This is a genomic window from Thermoactinomyces daqus, assembly GCF_000763315.1.
Taxonomy (GTDB): Bacteria; Bacillota; Bacilli; order Thermoactinomycetales; family Thermoactinomycetaceae; genus Thermoactinomyces_A; species Thermoactinomyces_A daqus.
Genome location: NZ_JPST01000082.1, coordinates 1 through 2,568, shown reverse-complemented (window position 1 = coordinate 2,568; position 2,568 = coordinate 1). Strand labels below are relative to the sequence as shown.

Below are 2,568 nucleotides of genomic sequence, written 5' to 3'. Positions count from 1 at the left end.
GACCTTCTTTGTCAACAACCTCGTAGACTCCTTGTGGGAGTCTTTTCTATTCTTCCGATTCGACAGGATAAATCCCGCTGATATCATGGATCAGCTGGCGAATTGCGCGGGGCAGGTAGCGCCTTTTCAGAAAATAGAGAAAAACGGGGAGCGTATGCTCAAACTGGGTTACCCGGATGTGGCGCAAGCGGAAATCTCCGCTGCCCAGGGCGAGTCCGGGGATCAGGGCGGTGCCGAAACCCTCTGCAACCAACCGCTTGATTTCTTCAACGCTGGACAGCTCGATCTGGATATTTAGTTCAATTCCGTATCTTCTCATGATTTCGTTCAGGAGATCCCGTTCGGTGGTTGCACCGGCAAATGAGATCATCGGCAGCTTATCCAACTCTTTCAAAGGGAGAAAAGACCTTTTATTATTTATAACTGGCCGGGTCGCTGAGTCAATCAGGGTAAAGGAATCGTAAAACAGTGTCTTTTTTTCCACTTGGGAGGGCAACGGGGAATAGGAATAGGCAATCCCCAGTTCGATTTGCCCTTCCTGAAGCAGCTTCATCATCTTTTCCGTTCTCAAGTTAAGGATTTTGAGCGGAAGCCCGGGGCTGCCCGTTTGGAAATATTTCGAGATGCGGGAGACAATCGCCAAAGACAGGCAGGCAGTCGTCCCGATCGTTACGGGGCTATGGGCTTTCTCTTTTTCTTCGGTAATCACTTCGCGCCCCTCTTGCATCAAATCAAGAATTTTTTGCGCATAAGGATAAAAGAGAACACCGCCGGCCGTCAGTTTCACTTGCGACCGGTAAAAGAGAGTGGTTCCCAATTCTTCTTCCAGGCTGCGGATCTGTGCGCTGACGGCAGGTTGGGTTAAGTTCAGGGTTTCCGCCGCGTGCCGGAAGTGACGCTTATGGGCCACTTCGATAAACGTGATCAATTGCTGTTCATTCATGTTTGTCACCCCTTTAATTCATTTTTAAATTTTAAAACGAGATGATCACGCCGGACAGGAACCAGGCAACCTCGTTTCTATGGAAGATTGGTGCTTTCGGAAAGGATGACGGCATGCAGAATGCCATTTTGACGTTTGGTGTGGTGATCACTGTTTTTAAAATGGAATTATCATTTAAAAAGTGTATTCATATTTAGTATTAAATTATTTCATTATTAATTTATAGATTCCTGCCGGGTAATTTTGAATAAAAAACGATCATGTCCGGTTCCGTTGCACCAAGAAAGGCCCTTCCGCACTTTGGCGAAAGGGCCTTCCCGTGTTCAGGGGGATCAGACGACAAAAAAGACAGTTTCCAAGATGATGTAAACCAGCACCAGCAGAATTCCTTCATACCAGTTGGTAGATCCATCACGGGAGATCGAGGAAGCGATCAATGAGGCCACGGCGATTGCCGCAATTTCGTAATTGCTGAAGATGATGTTCATGGGATTGCCGAATAACAGGCTGACAAAGACGAGAATCGGAGCGACGAACAAGGCGATTTGCAGGCTGCTTCCGACGGCGATTTCAACAGCCACTCCGATGCGGTTTTTCATCGCCATAAAGACGGCGGCACTGTGTTCGGCAGCATTTCCGATAATCGCAATCAGGAAGGCCCCGATGAACAATTCCGACCAGCCCAGCGCTTTGGCTACAGATTCCACACTATGTACAAGCCATTCGCTCTCGATGGCGACGAAGACAGTGGCGATCAGCAGGAACAGGAGTGATACGCCTTTGGACCAGTCCGGTTCTTCATGCTGATCCAAATCAGGCATGCCGTCCACTTTATCCCCCAGCTCTTCTTTATGGGTGACCAGGGAAAAATAGAGCCACAGAAAATATCCGATGATCAGGACAATGGCGATGACGACGCTGACCATGCTGATTTCGCTGCGGGTGAGACCGTGCATAAAGACGGCAGGGATAAACAGGGCGATGACCGCCAGCATCATCAATGAAGCGTTATGACCGGCTAAGAGTGGATTGAATTGCTGAATTTTGAATTTCAATCCGCCGGCGAATACGCTCAGCCCGAGCACGAGCAGCAGATTTCCGATGATCGATCCGGTAATGCTGGCTTTAACCATGTCGAACAATCCGGCTTTCACCAGAAAGATGGCGATAATCAGCTCCGCCGCGTTACCGAAGGTGGCATTTAACAGCCCGCCCAGCCGTTCGCCGGAATAATGGGCCACGCTTTCGGTCGCTTTCCCCAGAAGCGCCGCCCAGAAGAGAAGGGACAAACAGGCACTGGCAAATTGAAAAGGCTGATTGTGGGTAAAAAAGTGTGCTTCCGCACTGATGATTGTTGTGAGAAGGAGCAAGGCAACAAACCACTTTTTCTTCAAAATGTTCACCTCTTAAATTTTCGTTTGTCAAAAACAGGAAACAAACCTCTCGATGGAAAAAGTGTGAACAACATATTAAATAATCCTCAATTTAGCATACGAAACAATCGAAATATGTCAAATCCTATCAAAGTAGATTGCAGACTGTTTTAGCCGATTTTGGAAGGAATACTCTCCCAAGGATCGAAATAATTAAATATGCTTGAATGATTAGAAAGGAGCATTCCTGTA

General features: G+C 47.6%; 2 protein-coding genes. Both read right to left on the bottom strand.

The genetic code is table 11. From position 1 onward, the window contains the following. Window positions 1–46: 46 nt before the first annotated feature. A complete protein-coding gene (locus JG50_RS0117840) occupies window positions 47–943 on the bottom strand; it encodes a LysR family transcriptional regulator (protein WP_033102464.1) in 897 nt (298 codons plus the stop codon). 332 nt (window positions 944–1,275) lie between these two features. After that, window positions 1,276–2,337 (bottom strand): calcium/proton exchanger, encoded by a 1,062-nt coding sequence (cax, locus tag JG50_RS0117835; protein WP_033102463.1) that lies wholly within the window; start codon window positions 2,335–2,337, stop codon window positions 1,276–1,278. Window positions 2,338–2,568: the final 231 nt, after the last annotated feature.